Genomic DNA, 19,542 nt, shown 5'->3' with positions numbered 1-19,542 from the left:
TCACCCTGCGCTTTCCTCTCCGCCCGAGGGTGCTGGCGGGCGCACGCGCAGCCAGTGCAGCCGGCGGCTGTCGGCACGCAGCACCTCGAAAGTCCAGCCGTCGATCTCGAGGCGCTCGCCGCGCTGCGGCAGGCGCCCGAGCCGATGGATCACGAGTCCGCCGACGGTGTCGCTCTCCTCGTCGGAGAACTCGGTTCCAAACGCCTCGTTGAAGTCGATGAGCTCCATCGTCGCCTTGACGCGATAGCTGCCGTCGGCTTCGAGCCGGATGGCGTCTTCCGGCTCGTCGAAGTCGTATTCGTCTTCGATCTCGCCGACGATCTGCTCGAGCACGTCTTCGATCGTCACCAGGCCACTCACTCCGCCGTATTCGTCGGCGACGATGGCCATGTGGTTGCGCCGGCGGCGAAATTCGCGCAGCAGCAGATCCAGCCGTTTGGATTCCGGCACGAACACGGCCGGACGCAGGCTATCGCGCAGATCGAACGGCAAGCCGGCGAAATAGCGGATCAGGTCCTTGGCAAGGAAGATGCCGAGAACGTCGTCCTTGCTCTCGCCGATCGCCGGAAAGCGCGAATGATTCGTTTCCGCCGCGAAGCGGGCGATCTCCTCGATCGGATCGTCGATGCGGATCACGTCCATCTGGCTGCGCGGCACCATCACGTCGCGCACGCGCAGCTCGGAAATCGCCAGGGCGCCTTCGATGATGGAGAGCGCCTCGGCGTCGAAAAGGTTTCGCTCGCAGGCCGAGCGCAGCACTTCCAGCAATTCTTCGCGCGTTTCCGGCTCGCGCGACCAGAACGCCGTCAGCCGATCCCACCAGCTACGATGGGAAGGTTCGTCGTCGTCTTTCATCGCTCCTCGTCAGCATACGGGTCGGGAAAACCGAGCCGCCCGAGCACGTCGCGCTCGAGCGCCTCCATCTCGGCCGCCTGCGCTTCGTCCTCGTGGTCGTAGCCTTGCAGGTGCAGCATACCATGCACGATCAGGTGCGCGTAGTGCGCCGCCAGCGGCTTGCCCTGCTCCGCGGCCTCGCGCGCCACCACGGGCGCGCACAGCACCAGATCCCCCATCAAGCCGGCTTCTTCTGGAAGATCATAGACGAAAGAAAGCACGTTGGTGGCGTAATCCTTGCCACGGAACCGCCGGTTCAATTCACGCCCTTCCTCGGCATCGACGAAACGCACCGTCACCTGCGCCTCGCCCTCCAATAAGGCGGCACGCGTCCAGCGCAGCACCGCGGCGCGCGGCGGCAATTCTTCGGCGGCGCAGGCCCGCTGATAGCTCAGGCGCAGGCGTTTCACCGTTCCCCTCCTTCGAGGCGGTCATAGGCTTCGACGATGCGCGCCACCAGCGGGTGGCGCACCACGTCTTCCTTGAGGAACTGGGTGAAGGCCACGCCGCGCACCTCGGCGAGTACCTCGCGCGCCTGCGCGAGACCGCTCTTGGCGCCGCGCGGCAGGTCGATCTGGGTGAGATCGCCCGTGATGACCGCCTTGGAGCCGATGCCGATGCGTGTCAGGAACATCTTCATCTGCTCGGGAGTGGTGTTCTGCGCTTCGTCTAGAATGATGAACGAGTGATTGAGCGTGCGTCCGCGCATGAAGGCGAGCGGGGCGATCTCGATCGCGCCGCGCTCGAAGAGCTTGCCCACGCGCTCGAAACCGAAGAGGTCGTAGAGCGCATCGTACAAAGGACGAAGATAGGGGTCGACTTTCTGCGCCAGATCGCCGGGCAAAAACCCTAGGCGCTCGCCGGCTTCCACCGCCGGGCGCGTGAGCACGATGCGCTCGATTTGTTCGCGCTCGAAGGCGTCGACGGCCGCCGCCACCGCGAGATAGGTCTTGCCCGTGCCGGCCGGGCCGATGCCGAAGGTGATGTCGTGCGACTGGATCGCGCGCAGATAGGCCACCTGGCGCGGCGTGCGCCCGCCGATCGCCCCCTTGCGCGTGCGCAGCTGCGGCACCGCGCCTTCCTCGGCCGACGCCTCGTTCGCGTCGCTCAGGCGTTCGATCACGCCGAGCTGGATGTCGTCGAGCGAGAGCTCTTGCCCGGCGCGGGCCCACAGCCGCTGCAGGACGTCGAGCGCGAGCCTCGCCTGAGCCGGCGCGCCGGCCAGGGTGAAGTGGCCGCTGCGCCGTGCGATCGTCACGTCGAAGGCCGATTCGATCTGGCGTAGGTTCTCGTCGAGCACCCCGCACAGGTTCGCGAGTCGCGCGTTGTCGAGCGGCTCGGCTTCCCACTCCAGGTACTTCATCTCAGGACGCACGGACGAGCACCTCCCCGCGCAGGCTGTGCGGCAGCGCCTCGGTGATCTTCACGTCGATGAACTGCCCCACCAGCCGGGGCTCGCCGCGGAAATTGACCACGCGGTTGTTCTCGGTACGCCCGGCAAGCCAGGCCGGGTCTTTCTTCGAGGGACCGGTGACGAGCACCCGCTCGATGCGCCCTACCATGGCCTCGCTGAAGGCGCGCTCCTGCGCCTCGAGTTGCGCCTGCAATCGGGCGAGCCAGGCGAGCTTGGTCTGCTGCGGCACCGGGTCGGGCAGTTCGGCCGCGGGCGTACCGGGCCGGGCGCTATAGACGAAACTGAAGGAATGGTCGAACTGCAGCTCCTCGACGAGGCGCAGCGTCTTTTCGAAGTCGGCTTCGGCCTCGCCGGGAAAACCGACGATGAAGTCGGAGGACAGCGACAGGTCGGGGCGCACCGCCCGCAGCCGCCGCACGATGGACTTGTATTCGAGCACGGTATAGCCGCGTTTCATCGCCGCGAGCACCCGGTCGGAGCCGGACTGCACCGGCAGGTGCAGGTGGCTGACGAGCTGGGGAATTTTCTCGTAGGCGGCGATCAGGCGCGAAGTCATCTCTCGCGGGTGCGAGGTGGTGTAGCGAATGCGCTCGATGCCGGGGATCTCGGCCACACACTCCAGCAGAAAGGCGAAGTCGCCCACTTCGTCCCCCTGACGCGTGATGCGCCCGCGCCAGGCGTTGACGTTCTGCCCCAGCAGGGTCACCTCCTTGACCCCCTGCTCGGCGAGCTGGGCCACTTCGACGAGCACATCCTCTAGCGGACGGGAGATCTCTTCGCCCCGCGTGTAGGGGACGATGCAAAACGAGCAGTATTTGGAGCAGCCTTCCATGATGGAAACGAAGGCGCTCGCCCCCTCGACGCGCGGCTCGGGCAGCGCATCGAACTTTTCGATCTCGGGGAAGGAGATATCGACCTGCGGCCGATCCTGGCGCCGACGCGCTTCGATGAGCTCAGGCAGCCGGTGCAGGGTCTGCGGCCCGAAGACGACGTCCACGTAAGGGGCGCGGCGCACGATGGCCTCGCCCTCCTGGCTCGCCACGCAGCCGCCCACGCCGATCACGAGATCGGGGTTGCGGCGCTTGAGCTCTTTGACCCGCCCCAAGTCGTGAAAGACCTTCTCCTGTGCCTTTTCACGCACCGAGCAGGTGTTGAAGAGGATGACGTCGGCTTCGAGCGGATCGTCGGTGGGTTCGGCGCCGTAGCGCGCCGCGAGTACGTCGAACATCTTGGTCGTGTCGTACTCGTTCATCTGGCATCCGAACGTGCGGATGTAGACTTTTTTCATTTGCCTGTGGACCCTTGACATCCGAAAGGGAAAACCGGTATATTACCAGACTCGATGGTGAAGTAGCTCAGATGGTTAGAGCGACGGATTCATAACCCGTAGGTCGGCGGTTCGACTCCGCCCTTCACCACCAGTTCCTCCGCGCCGCGATCCCCTTTTTGCACCACCACTTTCTCCCGCTCGATGAGGCGGCGAAAGGTCTCGTCGATGCTCGCCCAGTCGATCACGTCCACGCGGTAAGGCAGATCGGACTCGGAGAAGTCCTCGCGCAACCGGGCGCCGAGATCGAGCGGCAGGGATCGGTCGGTGATCACGGCCAGATCCAGGTCGGAATACTTCCTTGCCGTTCCCTTGGCGCGTGAGCCGAACGCCCAGACTTCGATACCTGGAAGATGGCGCTGCAGGATGTCCCGCACGATCCGCCAATGCTCTGGGCGGATGTCGAGCGGCGGGACGCTCTCGCTCATGACAGCCGCTCCCGCAGCCGCTCGCGCAGATGACGCACTTCCGTGAGGAATTCGGGGATGCCTCGAACCACTTCGAGCGCGACGTTCTCGTCGTAGGCATGGCTGGTCTTGGCGCGCATCTCGCGGTAACGCCGCCAGTCGGGCCATTCTCCCCGCAGAAGTCCCTGCTCGTTGCCGGCGCGGATCAAATCCTGAAAGGGCATGTCGTCGTACTGCTGCGGTGAGGCAGAGGTGAGCCGGAGAAAGCGCTTGAGCATCTTGTGCGCGAGCTCGTAAGTGAACTCGAAGCGCTGGATCAGTCCGTCGCGAATCTGCAGGTCCTCAGGGTCTTGCAGATATCGCCTCCAACCCTCTTCCAGCCGGGCCAAGGCGCGCTCCAGCGGGGTGATGTCGAGCAACTCATCCATCACGCATCTTCCTCCCTCATCCCCTGCCGGGTTGGTGCTTCGGGTGGCACGGCGATACCCCCTCAGCGCTGGCCGATCTTCACGTCGCCGAACACGCCGCGGTGCTGTTGCGGCTGGCAGCGCCAGTATTGCGGCGGGGCCTCGACGGTGGCGCCGAGCGCGGCGGCGGCGTGCCACGGCCAGCGCGGATCCCACACCATCATGCGCGCGAGCGCTACCAGATCGGCTTTTTCTTCGGCAAGAATGGCCTCGGCCTGCTGCGGCTCGGTGATGAGCCCGACGGCGATCACGGGCATGTGCTTCACGGCGCGCCGTACCGATTCGGCGAATGGCACCTGATAGCCCGGAGCCACCGGAATTTTCTGCAGCGGCGAGAGACCGCCGCTCGAGACGTGGATATAAGCGCAGCCCAAGGGTTCGATCGCCTGCGCGAGCACGATGCTCTGCTCCAGATTCCAACCCCCTTCCACCCAGTCGGTGGCCGAGATGCGCACGCCCACGGGAATGCGCTCGGGAACGGCATCGCGCACCGCCCGGAACACTTCCAACGGAAAGCGCATGCGGTGCTCCAGCGAGCCACCGTACGCATCGGAGCGCTGGTTCGACAGCGGAGAGAGGAATTCGTGCAGCAGGTAGCCGTGCGCCATGTGCAGCTCGATCGCCTGCAGGCCGCAGTCGACGGCGCGCCGGGCGGCGGCCACGAAGGCTTCACGGATACGGGAAAGCCCTGCGGCATCGAGCTCCTGCGGCGGCAGCTCGCCCGGCGCGTGCGGCAGGGGCGAAGGAGCGAGCGCGAGCCAACCACCCTCCTCCACCGGAATCTGGGCGCCTCCTTCCCACGGCACCCGGCTCGAGGCCTTGCGCCCGGCATGGGATAGCTGGATGGCAAGCGGTATCACCCCTTGACGACGCACGGGTGCCAACGACCGGGCGAGCGACTCGGCGTGCGCGTCAGACCATAGCCCCAGACAACCCGGCGTGATGCGCCCTTCGGGCGTGACGGCGGTCGCCTCGACGATGAGCATGCCCGCACCCGAGAGCGCCATTGATCCCCAATGCAGAAGGTGCCAATCACTGGGATGCCCCTCCTGCGCCGAATACTGGCACATGGGCGCGATCACGATGCGGTTGGGCAGCTCCAGCGCCCCCAAGCGGAACGAAGAAAACAGACGGCTCACGGAATTCTCCTTGTTTCAAGGATGTGGGCGCCAGCGCGCCCGCTAGGCCGATGCCCGGAAAAACTGACGCAGCGAGATCTCGGCTCCGAGCGCCCCCAATACCGCCCCGGCGGCAACGAGTGCCACCCCTCCCGCCCAGACGGGAAACGGAAAGAATCCTCCGAGTCCGTAGAGTCGGGCGAGTTCGTCGAACGGCGGCGTGAGCCAGGCGATGAGCCCGCCCCAGAGCGCCGCGCCGACGCAGCCGGCGAACAGCCCCTGCAGCCAGCCGAGCCAGCGAAACGGCCGGCCGATGTAGCCGTCGGTGGCACCCAGGGCGCGCAGCACGGAGATCTCCTGCGCCGCGGCCACGAGTTGCAGCCGGATCGCCAGATAGGTCTGCGCCAGCATTCCCAAGGCGAACCAGGCCGCGAGCGCCGCTGCCACCATCGTGCCGGCGCGCGCGAGCCCATGCACCCGCTCTACCCAGGCCGTGTCCACCTGGACCGCCTCGATGCCAGGCTCGGCGGTGAGCCGTTGCTGCAGCTCGGCCACATCCTGCGGGGCATGGCGACGCGGCACCAGCGTCATGGCGTCCGGCAGGGGGTTGTCGGGCAAGGTCTCGATCGCCGCGCCCAGATCCGTCTGCCGCAGACGGGCGAGCGCTTCCTCGCGCGGGATGAACACGACGCGCGCCACCGCTTCGTCCTCGCGCCAGCGTTGCACCACCGCGAGCGCCTCTTCGCGGGCAAGCTTTTGCCGGAAAAAGGCCGTGATCTGCGGCTCCGTCCCCTGCCCGCCGAACCACTGGGTGACGCCGGCCCCGATCCAGGCCATCGTCGCCGGCAGCGCGAGCGCCGTGGCGAGCACGAGCGTGACCACCGCCGTCACCAGCGGCGCCGTACGCAATAGGATCGCGGCGCGCCCCAGCGCCTCCGCCTGCCCTTCCCACCATCCCCGTTTCACCGCGCATCCTCCACCAGGCGACCGTGCGCGAGCACGATGCGCCGCTGCGCCACGCTGGAAAAAAGCGCCTCGTCGTGTGTGGCGATGATCATCGTCACCCCCGCCGCATGAAAGGCGCGCAACAGGCGCACCACTTCCGTGGCGCTGTCGTGATCGAGCTGGGCGGTGGGTTCGTCGGCGATGACCACCGAAGGCCGATGTACTACGGCGCGAGCGATCGCCGCCCGCTGCTGCTCTCCGCCCGAGAGCGTGGGCGGCAGTTCGTGTGCCCGGCCGGCGAGCCCCACGCGCTCCAGCGCCAGTGCCACGCGCTCGAACGCCTGCCGCCGCGGCACCCCGGCGAGCAGAAGCGGCAGGGCCACGTTCTCGGCCACCGTGCGCTGCGGCAAGAGGGGAGCGTCGGAGAGTACCAGGCCGAAGCGACGCCGATAATACGGCAAGCCTCCCCGCCCCAGGCGCGCCACGTCGTGCTCATTGACCGAAACGGTACCGCTGGTGGGTGTCTCCAGACCGGCGATGAGACGAAAGAGCGTGGTTTTCCCCGCCCCCGAATGGCCGCATACCAGAAGAAACTGCCCGGCGGGGATGGTGAGGTCGACATCGACGAGCGCCGCCACCGGGCCGGGATAGATCTTGGCGAGTTTCTCGCAACGGATCATCGTTCGATCCCGAGCAGCGCCTCCACGAAATCGCGGGCCGAGAAGGGGCGAAGATCGTCGATGCCCTCGCCCACGCCGATGAAACGCACCGGCTTGGGGCAACGCCGGGCGATCGCCGCGATCACGCCTCCCTTGGCCGTGCCGTCGAGCTTGGTGAGCACGAGCCCGGTGAGGCTGACGGCCTTGTCGAAGGTTTCGACCTGGGTGATGGCGTTCTGGCCGATGTTGGCATCGAGCACGAGCAGCACTTCGTGCGGTGCGCCCGGCTCGGCCTTGGCGATGACGCGGCGCACCTTGGCAATCTCCTCCATCAGATGCAGCTGGGTGGGGAGCCGCCCGGCCGTGTCGATGATGGCCACATCGACGCCCCGGGCCTTGGCCGCCTGCACCGCGTCGAAAGCCACCGCCGCCGGGTCGCCGTGCTCCTGCGCGATCACCGGCACGCCGTTGCGCTCGCCCCACACCACCAGCTGCTCGCGCGCCGCGGCACGGAAGGTGTCTCCCGCCCCGAGCAGCACGGTTTTTCCTTGCGACTGGAAGTACTTGGCAAGCTTGCCGATGGACGTGGTCTTGCCCGCACCATTGACCCCCGTCACCATGATGATGAAGGGCTTGTGGGACTCGACCTCCAGCGCTTGCTGCAAGGGCAGGAGCAGCTCGGTGAGCAGTTCGGCCATCACGCCGCGCAGCTGCTCGGCGTCGGTAAGGCCGTCTTTCTTGATGCGCCGGCGCAGGGAATCCATCAGCCATTGCGTGGCCTCCACCCCGCAGTCGGCGAGCAGGAGCGTGGTCTCGATCTCTTCGAGGAGATCCTCGTCGATGCGCCGCCGCCCGAAGAGCCCGGCGAGGTTTTGCCGCGTGCGCGCCAGTCCCGCCTTGAGACGCTCGGTCCAGGAGCGCTTGCGCGATTCTTGCTCGGGCGCAGCTGCACCCTGGGATTGCCTCTCCACGGCGACGGGCTCGCCCGCAGGCAGGATCGAATCCGATTCCTGTACGGCGGCCTCGGTCCCCGACTCGGGGGCATGGGGCGAATCTGCTGCCTTCGCTTCGGCTGCAATTGCCTCCTCCGGCGACGTTTCCGGCAAGGTTTGCGCCGACGCGGCGTCGGCGCCGCTGCCGGGGGAAGTTTCGCTGGGAAGCAGCGCTTCGGTGCCTTGCGTCCCGGCCGAATCCGCGGATTCCTTTTTCTTTCGCTTGAACAAACCGAACATGAGGCTGTCTGCCACCTTGGTGCGGATACCCGGAGCGCCAAGCACCGGATACCGCCGAAAAAGTATGGGTACAATGTTGCCTTGGGCGTTTGCTCACCCAACGGGTGAAAAGGATTCTAGCAGATGCGATTCGATCCCTCCCTACGCCGGACGTTCCCCTGGTCGCGGTCGTTTCTCGCCGCCCTCCTCGTCCTTACGGCCTTGCTGGTCGCCACGGCGGCGCGCGCCGAGGCCAAACTCTTTCGCCTCGACAATGGCATGGAACTCATCGTGGTCGAAGATCACCGGGCTCCTTCCGTGGTGCACATGCTCTGGTACGACGTAGGCTCCATCGACGAGCCGGCGGGCAAGACGGGCGTGGCGCACGTATTCGAGCACATGATGTTCAAAGGCACGCCCACCGTGGGGCCGGGGGAATTCAGCCGGCGCGTGGCCGAGCTCGGCGGGCGCGACAACGCCTTCACCAGCCGCGACTACACCGCCTACTTCGAGCAGATCCCGCCGCAGGCGCTGGAAGAAGTCATGAAGCTCGAGGCCGACCGCATGCAGCACCTCGCCTTCGACCCGAATGAGTTCGTCAAGGAGCGCGAGGTGGTGCGCGAGGAGCGGCGCCTGCGTACCGACGACGTACCCGAGTCGCTCGGCGAAGAAGCCCTCATGGCCACCGCCTTCTGGTCCCATCCCTACCACAACCCCGTGATCGGCTGGCCCACCGACCTCGAACGGCTCACCCTCGAAGACGTGCGGCAGTGGTACCGTACCTGGTACGCGCCGAACAACGCCCGGTTGGTGATCGTGGGCGACGTCAAAGCAGAAGACGTTCTGGCGCTGGCCCAGCGCCACTACGGCTCGATCGGTGCACGCCCTGTGCCCGAGCGACCCGTGCGCGACGAAACCCCGCAGCATGGCCGGCGCTACGCGATCGTGCGCGGCCCCACGGAACTTCCTAGCCTGACGCTCGCCTGGAAAGTGCCGCCGCTGCGCGATCTCGAGGCCGACCGCGATCCCTACGCCCTCATGGTGCTCGCCGCCGTGCTCGATGGCTACGACGGCGCACGCCTGACGAAAGCTCTGGTGCGGGAGCAACCCAGGGCCATCGCCGTCTCGGCCGACTATGACGGCCTCGCCCGCGGTCCCGGCCTCTTCACGCTGTCGGCCAGCGCCCGCCCCGGCGTGCCGCTCGATGCCCTGGAAAAGGCACTGCGCGAGGAAGTGGAGCGCATCGCCAAGGAAGGGGTTTCCGAACAGGAACTGCAGCGGGTCATCCGCCAGGCAGTGGCGCAGCAGGTCTATAAGCGCGACTCCCTCATGGGTCAGGCCATGGAGATCGGCTTTTCCCGCGCCGTGGGACTACCATGGGACGCGAGCGCGCGCATCACCGAGGCGCTCAAGCGCGTCACCGCCGCCGAGGTGCAGCGCGCGGCCCAGACCTGGTTCGCCGAAGAGGGGCTCACCCGTGTCGACGTGCTGCCCGACGGCAGCGCGCCGCGCCCCGTCGCCGTCGATCCGCACGCGCCGCTGCGCTGACCTTTTTCCTAGGAGGCACCGATGACCCGCCGTATCCTCCGTACCCGCGCTTTTGCCGCGCTGCTCTTCTTCATCGCCACCGCGTTCTCGCCGCTCGCCCTGGCGTTGCCGACGATCGAGCGCTTCACCACCGCGAACGGCGTGCGCGTCGATTTCGTCGCCAGTCGCGAACAGCCTCTCATCGACGTAGTCGTCTCGTTCGATGCCGGCTCCGCCCGCGACCCCGAGGGCAAGGAAGGGCTGGCTTCCCTCACCCGCCAACTGCTCGACACCAGTACCCGGGTGCACGACGAGCAGGGCCTGAGCGACGCCTTCGCCGATCTGGCCGTCAGCCTCTCCGGTTCGGTCGACGAAGACCGCGCCACCGTGGCCTGGCGCAACCTCTCGGAGGCGCAGGTGCGCGACGCGGCCGCGGATCTGGTGGCCGAAGTGCTCACCCAGCCCATCTTCTCTCCCGCCATCTTCATACGCGAACGCGCGAACGCCAAGGCGGCGCTCAAGGACGCCCTCACCCGGCCCGAGGTGCTCTCCGAACGCACCTTCACCGCCAACGTCTATCGCGACCATCCTTACGGCAAGCTTCCCACACTCGAGTCGCTCGACCGGATCACGCGCGAGGATCTCATCGCCTTTCATCGCGCCTACTACACCCGCGCGGCGGCGCACGTGGCCATCGTCGGCGATCTCGATCGCGCCCAGGCCGAGCAGCTCGCCGACCGCATCACGGCGAAACTGCCCGCGGGGGAAGCGCCCAAGCCGCTGCCGCCGGTCGCCCAGACGCAGGCGCACGACGAGCGCATCGCCCATCCGGCGCAGCAGGCCCACCTGCGCCTGGGGCTGGCGGTGATGACGCGGGACGATCCCGATTATTTTCCGCTGCTCGTAGGCAACCACGTGCTCGGCGGCGGCGGTTTCGGCTCGCGCCTGGTCGATGAGATCCGCGAGCAGCGCGGCTACGCCTACAGCGTGGCGAGCGTGCTCGAGCCACGCCGCCAGGCCGGGCCTTTCGTCATCGCGCTGCAGACCCGCGGCAAACAGGCCGACGAAGCCATGGCGCTCGCGCGTGAGACGCTCGCGCGCTTCCGCGAACAAGGTCCCACGGCCGAGGAGCTGCGCCGCGCCCAGGACAACATCGCCCAAGGCTTCGGCCTGAGGCTCGATTCCAACCGCAAGCTCATCGGCTACGTTTCGATGATGGGTTATTACAACCTCCCCACCGATTGGCTCGAACGCTATCCGCAGGCCGTGCGCGCCGTCACCGCGCAACAGGTGCAGGACGCCTTCACGCGGCGCATCGATCCGGCGCGTCTGGTGACGGTGCGCGTCGGCGGCGACGGGGATCGGTGAGGCGATGGCGCGGCTGCGCCTCATCGGCGGCGCCTGGCGCTCGCGGCTGCTCACCGTGCCCGACCTTCCCGGTTTGCGCCCGACGCCGGATCGGGTGCGCGAGACGCTCTTCAACTGGCTGGGGCAGGATCTCACCGGGCTTTCCTGCCTCGATCTCTTCGCCGGCACCGGCGCGCTCGGCTTCGAAGCCGCCTCGCGCGCAGCGGCACGCGTCACCCTCGTGGAGCGCGACCGGCGTCTCGCACGGCGTCTCGAAGAAAACCGGCGGCTGCTCGGCGGCGACACGGTGCGCATTCTTCTTGCCGATGCGTTAGAATGCGCGCGCGCCTGGTCCGAGCCCGTCGACGTGCTCTTCCTCGACCCGCCCTACCGCGAACGTTGGCCCGAGCGGCTCGAACCCTGGCTCGACCGGCTCGTGCGCCCCGAAGGAGCCATCTACCTCGAGGCCGAGCATGAAATCGAGACACTCGGGGCTTGGCACACCGTGAAACGCGGCCGTGCGGGCCAAGTGCATTACCATTTGCTGGAGCGCAGCCCATGAGCGAACGATCGGTCGTCGTCTATCCCGGCACCTTCGACCCCTTCACCCGGGGGCACGAAGACCTCGTACGCCGCGCTTCCCGCATCTTCGACGAGATCATCGTCGCCGTGGCGCGCAGCCGCAACAAAAACCCCCTGTTCGGACTCGAAGAGCGCGTTGAGATCGCCCGCGAAGTGCTCTCGCCTTTTCCCAACGTCGAAGTAGTGGGTTTCGATGGCCTCCTGATCGACTTCATGCGCCAGCGCAGCGCGCGCATCCTGCTGCGAGGCTTGCGCGCCGTCTCCGACTTCGAATACGAATTCCAGATGGCCGGAATGAACCGCAAGCTCTTTCCCGACATCGAAACGGTGTTCCTCACCCCGGCGGACGAATACATGTTCATCTCGGCGACGATGGTGCGCGAAATCGCCCGGCTGGGCGGCGACGTGCGCGGATTCGTGCATCCCGTGGTCGCCGAGCGGCTCGCGCACCGCAATGCCGCGCAAACCGATTGACCTTTCCTTCCTGCGGAGGCTTTTCCATGGCCCTGAAAATCACCGAAGAGTGCATCAACTGCGACGTGTGCGAACCCGAGTGCCCCAACGAGGCGATCTCGCAGGGCGACGAGATCTACGTCATCGACCCGGACAAATGCACCGAGTGCGTCGGTCACTACGACGAACCCCAATGCCAGCAGGTGTGCCCGGTGGATTGCATCATCCCCGATCCGGACCACCGCGAGACCAAGGAGCAGCTGCTGGAGAAATACAAACGCCTCATGGCCGCCAAGGCGAAAGCCTGAGCGCCCGTGCGCACGAAGCGGCGGCGCCCTTTTCCTGCAAAGAGGACGGCGCCGCCGTTTTTGCTGCGCCGCAAAAAGCGTATAATTTCCTTATCGTGTCCCTATCGATCCGCTCCGTGAAACCCAAGCCCCGCTATCGACCTCGTCGCTCGCCTCACCCCCGCTGCGCTCGCGGCTGACGCCTTCGTCGTTTCGCCGCGATCCGAAAACCCCGTCGGCGAAACGTACAAAGGTGCTCCATGCTGCGACTGTTCCAGACCGAAAAAGACGCCATCCGCGAACTGCCCAAAACCCTCACCGCCGACGCACAGGCCGTGGCGAGGGCGCTGTGGATCGACGCGCAAGACCCGGACGAAAACGAGCGCGAGCTGCTGCAGCGGCTGTTGAACGCCGAACTCCCCGAATCCGAAGACGTCGAGGAAATCGAGTCCTCCGCGCGCTTTTTCATCGACAACCAGGGGCTGCACGTCCACTCCCTTTTCCTTGCCCAGGAAGAGGGCCGCCACGTCACCGTCACCGTCGCTTTCATCCTGCAGCGCGATCGCCTCATCTCGGTGCGCGAGGAAGACCTGGCCGACTTCCGCCTGCTGCGCATGCGTGCTCGCCACGGCCAGGTGCACGCGCGTACCCCCCAAGAGCTGCTCGTGACCATCTTCGAGCAGAAGGTGGAAAACCTCGCCGACACCATCGAAGACCTGCACCGGCGGCTCGAGGACGTCAGCTTCATGGTGCTCGAGGACGAGAACGCCGAGCTCGAGGACGCCATCGACAAGCTGGCCAAGATCGAGAACAGCAACGGACGCATCCGCCTGTGCCTGATGGACACCCAGCGCGCCGTCTCCTTCCTGCTGCGCCATCTGCGCGATCAGGCCGAACTGCAGGAAACCTGCCGCGAGATGATCCGCGACCTCGAAACCCTCATGTCGCACACCAACTTCGTCTTCGAGAAGATCAACTTCCTCATGGACTCGGCGCAGGGGTTCATCAACATCGAGCAGAACCAGATCATCAAAATCTTCTCGATCGCGGCGGTGGTCTTCCTGCCGCCGACGCTCGTGGCCAGCATCTACGGCATGAACTTCGAGCACATGCCGGAGCTGCATTTCGAATACGGCTACCCCCTGGCGCTACTCCTGATGGTATTCAGCGGTTTCGCTCCCTACTTCTATTTCAAGCGTAAGGGATGGCTGTGAAACTGGCCGAACACCCCATCCGGCAGGCGCTGCACGAAGAGATCCACGCCCGGCCTTCCGTGCCGCTCGTGGCTCCGGCCACGGTGGTCCAGCTCTCCTGGCTGTTGCCGCGTGAGGCCACATCCGAGCGTCTCCTCGAGCACTGGATGCGCCTGCGCAATCTTCCTGGCGCCGTGCTCGAACTCGATGCCGCGGCGCAATCGCTCCTACGGTGGGGCGGGTTGCGCATCAAGCGCGAGCGCCACGCCGAATTCCATTCCTATACCTTCTATCTCGACGGCGATCACGACTCGCCCGCGGCGATCCTCTCCCGCCTTCCCGAGGGGTGGCTCGAGGCCAGCCCCGGCGAAGTCATCGCCGCCACGCACGTTCGCCTGAGGCCGGTATCCGACACGCCGCCCACCGAGTTCCTCGACGCGGCCGATCCCTTCGCTCCGGCGCTCGTCGCCTCGAAGATCTCCGACGGCAACGCCTGGGTGCTCAGCGACTTCCAACTGCACGAGGGCTTCATCCAGTTCATCGTGCTCGATGCGGCGATGACGCCCAAACAAGCCGGACGCGCCGTGCAGCGGCTGCTCGAGATCGACACCTACCGCATGCTGGCGCTGCTCGCCTTTCCCGTGGCCAAGGAAGTCGGCGCCTTCTTGGGGCGCGCCGAGGCGGAACTGGCCGAACTGGTGGCCGCCATGAGCCGCGCGGCCTCGTTCGAAGACGAGCGCGACATCCTGGCGCGACTCACCCACCTTGCCGCCGAGATCGAGCATTCCATCGCCGCCAGCGCCTACCGCTTTGGCGCCGCGGCAGCCTACAGCGCCCTGGTGCGTCAGCGCATCGCCGAGCTGCGCGAGATCCGGCTTGCCGGCTATTCCACCCTGCAGGGCTTCATGGAGCGGCGCTTCGCCCCAGCCATGAATACCTGCGCCGCCGTGGCGCGGCGTCAGGAGGAGCTCTCGCAGCGCTCGACGCGCAACTCCCAGCTGCTGCGCACCCGCGTCGATCTCGAACTCGAGCGGCAGAACCAGCAGCTGCTCGCGCAAATGAACCGCCGCGCCAAGCTGCAGCTGCGCCTGCAGGCGGCGGTGGAGAGCCTGTCGGTGATGGCCATCACCTATTACGGCTCACAGCTCGTCCATTATGTCACCAAGGGATTCAAGCCCTGGCTACACCTCGAGCCGGAACTGGCCACCGCCGTGTCCATCCCCGTGCTCGCCGCCCTGATCGCCCTGGGTGTGCGCCGCGTCCATCGGGTGGTGGAGCACGAAAGCTAGCGGCCGTGCGATAATTTCCTTTTTCAGAATGCCGGGGAAGGATCCATGGCCGAGGCGATCTTCGAGACGCACATCACCAGTCTGCCACTCATCGGACGCGGCAAGGTACGCGACCTCTATGCGGTTGGCGAGGACAAGCTCCTCGTCGTCGCCACCGACCGGCTCTCCGCCTTCGACGTCGTCCTGCCCGATCCCATCCCGGGCAAGGGCAAGGTGCTCACGGCGATCACCGAATTCTGGCTCGAGCAGCTCGCCGGCATCGTGCCGGATCATCGCACCGGTATCGATCCGACTTCCGTCGTCGCGCCCGGAGAGCGCGACCAGGTCGCCGGGCGGGCCATGGTGGTCAAGCGTCTGCAGCCGCTTCCCATCGAAGCGGTGGTGCGCGGCTATCTCATCGGCTCCGGCTGGAAAGAATATCAGCAGAAAGGCAGCGTCTGTGGCATCACGCTCCCAGCGGGGCTGCGACTCGCCGACCGGCTGCCCGAGCCGATCTTTACCCCGGCCACCAAGGCCGAGGCGGGCGAGCACGACGAGAACATTTCCTTCGAGCAGGCCGAGGCGCTGTGCGCCGCAAAGCTCGCGCCGCACGACGGCGCCGCCCTCGCGCGCCAGGCCAAGGCTGCGGCGCTCGCGCTCTACATCCGGGCGCGCGACTACGCCGCCGAGCGCGGCATCCTGATTGCCGACACCAAGTTCGAGTTCGGCATCGACGCGGCCGGCGTGCTGCACCTCATCGACGAAGTGCTCACCCCCGATTCCTCCCGCTTTTGGCCGGCCGACGCCTGGCAGCCCGGCACCAACCCGCCTTCCTTCGACAAGCAGTACGTGCGCGACTATCTCGAGACGCTCGCCTGGGACAAGACCGCGCCCGGCCCGCGCCTGCCGGAAGAAGTCATCCGGAAGACCGCCGAGAAGTATCGCGAGGCGTATCGGCGGCTGGTTGGGCGATCGCTGCCGGAATAACGCTTCCTGAAGGGGGTAATTCCGGCGCAGCCCCCCTCGCCGCGATTCCGAAAACAAAAAGAGGAGACTCCCCATGGCCTACAGCCGCCGCACGACGGCGCTCGTCGTCGTCATCGCCGCCTACGTTTTGTCCTTCTTCCACCGCTTCGCCCCCGCTGGCATCGCCACCGAGCTCGCTGCGGCCTTCCACACCAGCGCCGCCTCGCTCGGCACGCTCGCCGCCACCTATTTTTACGTCTACACGCTGATGCAGCTGCCCACTGGCATCCTCGCCGACACCGTGGGGCCGCGGCGCATCATCGTGGCGGGCGGGTTCGTCGCCGCCGCGGGAAGTCTCCTCTTCGCGCTCGCCCCGTCGCTGGAAGTGGCACTCGCCGGACGCACCCTCACGGGCCTTGGCGTGTCGGTCACCTTCATCGCCATGCTCAAGCTCTTCGCCCTGTGGTACGACGAGCGGCGTTTCGCCTCTCTGGTGGGTCTGGGCATGTTCGTCGGCAACCTCGGCTCGGTGCTCGCCGGCACGCCGCTCACGGCGCTTGCGCAACTCACCGGCTGGCGCGGCGTGTTCGTGGCTACGGCGCTGGCGTCGCTCGCCATCGCCGTGCTGTGCTGGCGGCTCATCGAGCCGGAGCAGCCGGGCACCCTCAAGCGCTTCGACCGTACCGTGATCCTCGGCGGATTGGCGACCATCCTGCGCAACCGCGCCACCTGGCCCGCCGTGCTCGCCAACTTCGGCATCGCCGGCAGCTTTTTCGCCTTCGCTGGCCTGTGGGCTACCCCCTACCTCATGAGCGTGCACGGGCTGACGAAACTGCAGGCTTCGCACCACCTCTCTCTCTACTTTCTCGCCTTCGCCGTAGGGTGCCTGGCCATCGGGTCCTTGTCGGACCGGCTCGCGCGGCGCAAGGCGGTGCTGATTCCCGCCGCCGCCGTCTACCTCGCCTGCTGGGGCGTGTGCCTCTTTGCCGGCCCCCTGCCCGAGCGCCTCACCTTCCCCCTCTTCGCCCTCATGGGCCTTGCGACCTCTTCCTTCTCGCTCACCTGGGCCTGCGCCAAGGAGGTCAATCCGTCGGCGCTCTCGGGCATGAGTACGGCGCTCACCAACATGGGCGGATTCCTCGGCGGCGCCCTTCTGCAGCCGCTCGCCGGCGCGCTCATCGACCATGCCTGGAACGGCACGGTGGTCGACGGCGTGCGGATCTACGCGCCCGAGCATTTCACCGCGGCGATCGCCTGCCTGGCCGGCGCCGCCGCCCTCGGTTTTCTCGGCGCCTGTCTCGTGCGCGAGACACGCGCCCGCAACCAGTGGCAAAATCCCGCCTGAAGAGAATCCACCTCGAGGACACGATGAACGCACCAGAGCATCCGCTGCTGCATCCCTTTCAACTCCCTCCCTTCGACCGCCTCCGGCCGGAGGACGTCGAGCCGGTCATCACCGAACTCATCGCGCGGGCCCGCGCCGCGATCGACCACGCGATGGATGAGCGCACCCCGCCCACTTGGGAAGACTTCGTCGCACCGCTCGAACACGCGCTCGAGCAGCTCTCGGACGCATGGGGCGTGATCGGACACCTGCACAGCGTGATGGACACTCCCGCCTGGCGCGAGGCCTATAACAAGCTGCTCCCCGAAGTCACGCGTTTCTGGACGGAACTGGGGCAGAACGAGGCGCTCTACCGCAAGACGCAGGCGCTCGCGCAAAGCCCCGAATTCGCCCGCCTCTCGCCCGAGCGCCGCCGCGTGATCGAGCTCGACCTGCGCGACCATCGGCTTGCCGGCGCGGAACTGCCGCCCGAGAAGAAACCCCGCCACCGCGACATCCAGCAGGAACTGTCGGCGATCGCGGCCAGGTTCTCGGAAAACGTGCTCGATGCGACCAACGCCTACCAGGAGTGGATCGAGGACGAGGCGCAACTTTCCGGCATCCCGGAGGAAGTGCGGGCCATGGCGCGCGAAGTGGCGCAGGCACAGAATCGCCCGGGCTGGTGCTTCACCCTGCAGATGCCCTTCTACCTGCCGGTGATGCAGTACGCCGACGATCGGTCGCTGCGCGAGCGCATGTACCGGGCGCACGCCACGCGGGCCTCCGAGTTCGGCCCCCCCGAGCGCGACAACGGCCCGCTCATCGAACGCATCCTGGCACTGCGCGGCGAAGAGGCGCTACTGCTGGGCTACCCCGACTACGCCAGCTACTCGCTCGTGCCCAAGATGGCCGACCATCCGGAGGAAGTCGCTTCCTTCCTGCGGGAACTCGCCGCCCGCGCCAAGCCCTTCGCCCAGCGCGACCTGGAAGAACTGCGCGCCTTCGCCCGCGACACCCTCGGGCTCGATCCGCTCGAACCCTGGGACATCGCCTATGCCTCGGAAAAATTGCGCCAGGCGCGCTACGACTATTCCGAGCAGGAAGTGCGGCGCTACCTGCCGCTGCCGCGCGTCCTGCAGGGGCTCTTCGCCCTCTTGGAACGGCTCTTCGGCGTGCACCTCGTGCCCGACACCGCCCCCGTGTGGCATCCGGACGTGACCTTCTACCGCGTCGAGCGCGACGGCGCGCCGATCGCCTATTTCTACGTCGATCTCTACGCGCGCGACACCAAACGCGGCGGCGCCTGGATGGACAGCGCCAAGTCGCGCCGACGCGAGGGCGAATTTCTCATGCTGCCGGTGGCCTACCTCGTGTGCAACTTCGCCCCGCCGGTGGGCGGCAAGCCCCCCACGCTCACCCACGACGACGTGCTCACCCTCTTCCACGAAATGGGCCACGGGCTGCATCACATGCTCACCCAGGTCGACGAAGCGCCCATCTCGGGCATTCACCACGTCGAATGGGACGCAGTGGAGCTGCCCAGTCAGTTCATGGAAAACTTCGCCTGGGAATGGGAAGTGCTGGAGAAAATCACCGCCCACGTCGACACGGGCGAGCCACTGCCGCGCCCGCTCTACGAGAAGATGCGCGCGGCGAAGAACTTCCAGGCCGGCATGCAGATGGTACGCCAGATCGAATTCTCGCTCTTCGACCTGCGCATCCACCGCGAGCTTGCCAAAGCCCAGGAACCGGCGCCCGAACGCGTGCCGCTTGCCGAGGTGCTGCGCATCCTGGAAGAAGTGCGCGACGAGGTGGCGGTGATCCGCCCGCCTTCCTGGCACCGCTTTCCCCAGAGCTTCTCGCACATCTTCGCCGGCGGCTATGCGGCCGGCTACTACAGCTACAAATGGGCCGAAGTGCTCTCGGCCGATGCCTACGAGGCCTTCGAGGAAGCCCAGGCGCGCACCGGCACCGTACTCGATCCCGATACCGGACGCCGCTTCTGGCGCGAGATCCTCGCCGTGGGCGCAAGCCGCCCCGCGGCCGAATCCTTCCGCGCCTTCCGCGGCCGCGAGCCGCGCATCGACGCACTGCTGCGGCACAATGGACTGGTGGAGGAAGCGGCGGGCGGCTAGAGGCGTCGCGCGGCGCCT

General features: G+C 66.9%; 20 protein-coding genes and 1 tRNA gene. 11 read left to right on the top strand and 10 right to left on the bottom strand.

From position 1 onward, the window contains the following. From EPD82_RS05215 to miaB, 4 genes are read right to left on the bottom strand one after another with little or no spacing between them, the layout of a single operon-like run. On the bottom strand, positions 1-855 hold the full coding sequence (locus EPD82_RS05215; protein ID WP_055423597.1) for an HlyC/CorC family transporter: 855 nt from the start codon (positions 853-855) through the stop codon (positions 1-3). Continuing rightward, positions 852-1,304, bottom strand: a complete 453-nt coding sequence (ybeY, locus tag EPD82_RS05210) for an rRNA maturation RNase YbeY (protein ID WP_141055973.1) — start codon at positions 1,302-1,304, stop codon at positions 852-854. The genes EPD82_RS05215 and ybeY overlap by 4 nt, the downstream gene beginning before the upstream one ends. Next, complete coding sequence (locus EPD82_RS05205) at positions 1,301-2,257, bottom strand: PhoH family protein (protein WP_141056051.1); 957 nt, start codon at positions 2,255-2,257, stop codon at positions 1,301-1,303. The genes ybeY and EPD82_RS05205 overlap by 4 nt, the downstream gene beginning before the upstream one ends. Before the next feature lies 1 nt (position 2,258). Continuing rightward, complete coding sequence (miaB, locus tag EPD82_RS05200; RefSeq protein WP_141055971.1) at positions 2,259-3,596, bottom strand: tRNA (N6-isopentenyl adenosine(37)-C2)-methylthiotransferase MiaB; 1,338 nt, start codon at positions 3,594-3,596, stop codon at positions 2,259-2,261. 56 nt (positions 3,597-3,652) lie between these two features. Here miaB and EPD82_RS05195 point away from each other — a divergent pair. Then, positions 3,653-3,729: transfer RNA gene (locus EPD82_RS05195), tRNA-Met, on the top strand. Here EPD82_RS05195 and EPD82_RS12360 read toward each other — a convergent pair. The 6 genes from EPD82_RS12360 to ftsY form a co-directional block, all read right to left on the bottom strand. Next, positions 3,686-4,063 carry a nucleotidyltransferase family protein gene (locus EPD82_RS12360; protein ID WP_141056049.1) on the bottom strand — a complete coding sequence of 126 codons (378 nt, stop codon included), beginning with the start codon at positions 4,061-4,063 and terminating at the stop codon, positions 3,686-3,688. The two genes, EPD82_RS05195 and EPD82_RS12360, sit on opposite strands and share 44 nt — an antisense overlap. Next, on the bottom strand, positions 4,060-4,470 hold the full coding sequence (locus tag EPD82_RS05185; RefSeq protein WP_206202192.1) for a nucleotidyltransferase substrate binding protein: 411 nt from the start codon (positions 4,468-4,470) through the stop codon (positions 4,060-4,062). The genes EPD82_RS12360 and EPD82_RS05185 overlap by 4 nt, the downstream gene beginning before the upstream one ends. A 62-nt stretch (positions 4,471-4,532) precedes the next feature. Further along, complete coding sequence (locus EPD82_RS05180; RefSeq protein WP_141055967.1) at positions 4,533-5,648, bottom strand: NADH:flavin oxidoreductase/NADH oxidase; 1,116 nt, start codon at positions 5,646-5,648, stop codon at positions 4,533-4,535. A gap of 42 nt (positions 5,649-5,690) precedes the next feature. Continuing rightward, positions 5,691-6,593: a cell division protein FtsX gene (locus EPD82_RS05175; protein ID WP_141055965.1), complete on the bottom strand. Its 903-nt coding sequence runs from the start codon at positions 6,591-6,593 to the stop codon at positions 5,691-5,693. After that, positions 6,590-7,252 carry a cell division ATP-binding protein FtsE gene (locus EPD82_RS05170; protein WP_055423604.1) on the bottom strand — a complete coding sequence of 221 codons (663 nt, stop codon included), beginning with the start codon at positions 7,250-7,252 and terminating at the stop codon, positions 6,590-6,592. Before EPD82_RS05170 ends, EPD82_RS05175 begins: the two co-directional genes overlap by 4 nt. Next, positions 7,249-8,463: a signal recognition particle-docking protein FtsY gene (gene ftsY / locus EPD82_RS05165; RefSeq protein WP_141056047.1), complete on the bottom strand. Its 1,215-nt coding sequence runs from the start codon at positions 8,461-8,463 to the stop codon at positions 7,249-7,251. The genes EPD82_RS05170 and ftsY overlap by 4 nt, the downstream gene beginning before the upstream one ends. 123 nt (positions 8,464-8,586) lie before the next feature. Between ftsY and EPD82_RS05160 the strand changes: the two genes are divergently transcribed. The 10 genes from EPD82_RS05160 to EPD82_RS05115 all read left to right on the top strand — a co-directional run bounded on the left by EPD82_RS05160 (position 8,587) and on the right by EPD82_RS05115 (position 19,524). Next, on the top strand, positions 8,587-9,990 hold the full coding sequence (locus EPD82_RS05160) for a M16 family metallopeptidase (protein WP_055423605.1): 1,404 nt from the start codon (positions 8,587-8,589) through the stop codon (positions 9,988-9,990). Positions 9,991-10,011: 21 nt separating this feature from the next. Further along, positions 10,012-11,337, top strand: a complete 1,326-nt coding sequence (locus EPD82_RS05155) for a M16 family metallopeptidase (RefSeq protein WP_141055962.1) — start codon at positions 10,012-10,014, stop codon at positions 11,335-11,337. A 4-nt stretch (positions 11,338-11,341) separates the two neighbouring features. Then, a complete protein-coding gene (gene rsmD, locus EPD82_RS05150) occupies positions 11,342-11,878 on the top strand; it encodes a 16S rRNA (guanine(966)-N(2))-methyltransferase RsmD (RefSeq protein ID WP_141055960.1) in 537 nt (178 codons plus the stop codon). Continuing rightward, on the top strand, positions 11,875-12,372 hold the full coding sequence (gene coaD / locus EPD82_RS05145; RefSeq protein ID WP_141055958.1) for a pantetheine-phosphate adenylyltransferase: 498 nt from the start codon (positions 11,875-11,877) through the stop codon (positions 12,370-12,372). Before rsmD ends, coaD begins: the two co-directional genes overlap by 4 nt. A gap of 26 nt (positions 12,373-12,398) precedes the next feature. Beyond that, on the top strand, positions 12,399-12,659 hold the full coding sequence (locus EPD82_RS05140; RefSeq protein WP_055423609.1) for a YfhL family 4Fe-4S dicluster ferredoxin: 261 nt from the start codon (positions 12,399-12,401) through the stop codon (positions 12,657-12,659). Positions 12,660-12,898: 239 nt separating this feature from the next. Further along, positions 12,899-13,852, top strand: a complete 954-nt coding sequence (corA, locus tag EPD82_RS05135) for a magnesium/cobalt transporter CorA (RefSeq protein WP_055423610.1) — start codon at positions 12,899-12,901, stop codon at positions 13,850-13,852. Next, positions 13,843-15,120: a DUF3422 family protein gene (locus EPD82_RS05130; RefSeq protein WP_141055956.1), complete on the top strand. Its 1,278-nt coding sequence runs from the start codon at positions 13,843-13,845 to the stop codon at positions 15,118-15,120. The genes corA and EPD82_RS05130 overlap by 10 nt, the downstream gene beginning before the upstream one ends. A 45-nt stretch (positions 15,121-15,165) precedes the next feature. After that, positions 15,166-16,086 (top strand): phosphoribosylaminoimidazolesuccinocarboxamide synthase, encoded by a 921-nt coding sequence (locus EPD82_RS05125; protein ID WP_141055954.1) that lies wholly within the window; start codon positions 15,166-15,168, stop codon positions 16,084-16,086. A gap of 73 nt (positions 16,087-16,159) precedes the next feature. Next, positions 16,160-17,410 carry an MFS transporter gene (locus EPD82_RS05120; RefSeq protein WP_055423613.1) on the top strand — a complete coding sequence of 417 codons (1,251 nt, stop codon included), beginning with the start codon at positions 16,160-16,162 and terminating at the stop codon, positions 17,408-17,410. 23 nt (positions 17,411-17,433) lie between these two features. Further along, positions 17,434-19,524: a M3 family metallopeptidase gene (locus EPD82_RS05115; protein ID WP_141055952.1), complete on the top strand. Its 2,091-nt coding sequence runs from the start codon at positions 17,434-17,436 to the stop codon at positions 19,522-19,524. The last annotated feature ends 18 nt before the right edge of the window (positions 19,525-19,542 follow it).

The organism is Tepidiphilus succinatimandens, from assembly GCF_006503695.1.
Lineage (GTDB): Bacteria > Pseudomonadota > Gammaproteobacteria > Burkholderiales > Rhodocyclaceae > Tepidiphilus > Tepidiphilus succinatimandens.
This window is presented reverse-complemented; position numbering and strand designations above follow the sequence as displayed.

Excerpts from the sequence above, each read along its gene's own strand:
- EPD82_RS05215 (WP_055423597.1), bottom strand. The coding sequence starts at position 855 with ATGAAAGACGACGACGAACCTTCCCATCGTAGCTGGTGGGATCGGCTG.
- EPD82_RS05205 (WP_141056051.1), bottom strand. The coding sequence starts at position 2,257 with ATGAAGTACCTGGAGTGGGAAGCCGAGCCGCTCGACAACGCGCGACTC.
- miaB (WP_141055971.1), bottom strand. The coding sequence starts at position 3,596 with ATGAAAAAAGTCTACATCCGCACGTTCGGATGCCAGATGAACGAGTAC.
- EPD82_RS12360 (WP_141056049.1), bottom strand. The coding sequence starts at position 4,063 with ATGAGCGAGAGCGTCCCGCCGCTCGACATCCGCCCAGAGCATTGGCGG.
- EPD82_RS05185 (WP_206202192.1), bottom strand. The coding sequence starts at position 4,470 with ATGGATGAGTTGCTCGACATCACCCCGCTGGAGCGCGCCTTGGCCCGG.
- EPD82_RS05170 (WP_055423604.1), bottom strand. The coding sequence starts at position 7,252 with ATGATCCGTTGCGAGAAACTCGCCAAGATCTATCCCGGCCCGGTGGCG.
- ftsY (WP_141056047.1), bottom strand. The coding sequence starts at position 8,463 with ATGTTCGGTTTGTTCAAGCGAAAGAAAAAGGAATCCGCGGATTCGGCC.
- EPD82_RS05160 (WP_055423605.1), top strand. The coding sequence starts at position 8,587 with ATGCGATTCGATCCCTCCCTACGCCGGACGTTCCCCTGGTCGCGGTCG.
- EPD82_RS05155 (WP_141055962.1), top strand. The coding sequence starts at position 10,012 with ATGACCCGCCGTATCCTCCGTACCCGCGCTTTTGCCGCGCTGCTCTTC.
- rsmD (WP_141055960.1), top strand. The coding sequence starts at position 11,342 with ATGGCGCGGCTGCGCCTCATCGGCGGCGCCTGGCGCTCGCGGCTGCTC.
- coaD (WP_141055958.1), top strand. The coding sequence starts at position 11,875 with ATGAGCGAACGATCGGTCGTCGTCTATCCCGGCACCTTCGACCCCTTC.
- EPD82_RS05140 (WP_055423609.1), top strand. The coding sequence starts at position 12,399 with ATGGCCCTGAAAATCACCGAAGAGTGCATCAACTGCGACGTGTGCGAA.
- corA (WP_055423610.1), top strand. The coding sequence starts at position 12,899 with ATGCTGCGACTGTTCCAGACCGAAAAAGACGCCATCCGCGAACTGCCC.
- EPD82_RS05130 (WP_141055956.1), top strand. The coding sequence starts at position 13,843 with ATGGCTGTGAAACTGGCCGAACACCCCATCCGGCAGGCGCTGCACGAA.
- EPD82_RS05125 (WP_141055954.1), top strand. The coding sequence starts at position 15,166 with ATGGCCGAGGCGATCTTCGAGACGCACATCACCAGTCTGCCACTCATC.
- EPD82_RS05120 (WP_055423613.1), top strand. The coding sequence starts at position 16,160 with ATGGCCTACAGCCGCCGCACGACGGCGCTCGTCGTCGTCATCGCCGCC.
- EPD82_RS05115 (WP_141055952.1), top strand. The coding sequence starts at position 17,434 with ATGAACGCACCAGAGCATCCGCTGCTGCATCCCTTTCAACTCCCTCCC.